Consider the following 929-nt stretch of genomic DNA (forward strand, 5'->3'; position numbering starts at 1 on the left):
GAGGTATCTAATTGGATTATCATCAACGAGTGCCCACACAGATTGATAGGTTCTTATTTTTAAAGAGCATACTTTTCCATTTAACACAAACAAATTCGCTTGAAGCCAGCGTTTGAGTTGTAACCAGATAATCATCTGCACCTCAAATTAGTATTTTGTTATTTACATGCTAGGAAAAATTCACGATATCAACAAGATATCTGATGTAAAACTCGAAAATAAGGCACAAAAAAGCCAGCACGAATGCTGGCTATTAAATTCTGAAGGTGAAGACCTTGCTTACGCGTTGCCTTTCACTTGCATGTTCAACTGCTCTGCGAAATCAAGCATGCGGTTTAATGGGATCAGAGATTTAACACGAAGCTCATCAGAAACGAAGATTTCGTGTTGCTCACCACCATTCTCAAGCGCGTTTTCAATCGCCTCAAGACCGTTCATCGCCATCCAAGGACAGTGTGCACAGCTGCGACATGTCGCACCGGCACCAGCGGTTGGTGCTTCAATCAGTTCTTTCTCAGGAACCAATTGTTGCATCTTGAAGAAGATACCTTTGTCTGTCGCGACGATCATTTGCGGGTGCGGTAGCTCTTTCGCTTTTTTAATCAGCTGGCTAGTAGAGCCGACTGCGTCTGCCAGTTCAACCACACTTGCTGGTGACTCTGGGTGTACTAGGATTGCCGCTTCTGGATACACAGACTTCATTTTTCTCAATGCATCAGCAGAGAATTCGTCGTGAACAATACACTCACCTTGCCATAGCAACATGTCTGCGCCGGTTTGGTTCGCAATGTAAGACCCTAGGTGACGGTCTGGACCCCAAATGATTGGCTTACCTTCTGCGTCTAGGCTTTCTACGATTTCCAGTGCAATACTAGAGGACACCACACTCCTCATTCACGCTGAAAAACTGAGCAACTTAGACAGAGACA

Annotated in this window: 1 pseudogene; it reads right to left on the minus strand. The window is 44.6% G+C overall.

Annotation, left to right across the window (positions count from 1 at the left end):
- Nucleotides 1-279: 279 nt before the first annotated feature.
- Nucleotides 280-885 (minus strand): annotated as a pseudogene (locus KIV40_RS28805) (quinolinate synthase); the annotation flags it as partial.
- Nucleotides 886-929 lie beyond the last annotated feature (44 nt).

The sequence above is a fragment of the Vibrio sp. D173a genome (assembly GCF_030248475.1).